Source organism: Halomonas sp. MCCC 1A11062, assembly GCF_021404355.1.
GTDB lineage: Bacteria > Pseudomonadota > Gammaproteobacteria > Pseudomonadales > Halomonadaceae > Halomonas > Halomonas aerodenitrificans.
This window is the reverse complement of the sequence record NZ_JABFTW010000082.1, coordinates 1-299: the sequence shown is the minus strand read 5'-3', so window position 1 is coordinate 299 and position 299 is coordinate 1. Positions and strand designations below refer to the sequence as shown.

Sequence of the window (299 nt, the reverse complement as noted above, 5' to 3'; positions counted from 1 at the left end):
CGTCAGTTGGGAATCGGGTAGCTCCGTACGCGGGCGTCCCCGCTTGTCGAAAGCCGGCAATCCGAAACTACGGCAGAGCCTGTACATGGCAGCCGTCGTTGGGCTGAGGCGGAATCCCGATATCTCGGCGTTATATCAACGGCTTACAGGAAACGGCAAGAGCAAGATGGTGGCCTTGGGGGCGGCAATGCGTAAGCTGATCCATATCGCTTACGGGGTCCTCAAGACGCAAACCGAATATCGGCCACAAACCGCCTGATGGGGCATTTGTGGCCGGTTAGGAGAGATGGTATCTAGGC

General features: G+C 57.9%; 1 protein-coding gene. It reads left to right on the top strand.

Annotated features, from left to right (window positions below):
• Positions 1-259: transposase (locus tag HOP58_RS22890; RefSeq protein WP_234261936.1), on the top strand; the 259-nt coding region annotated here is incomplete at its 5' end.
• Positions 260-299 lie beyond the last annotated feature (40 nt).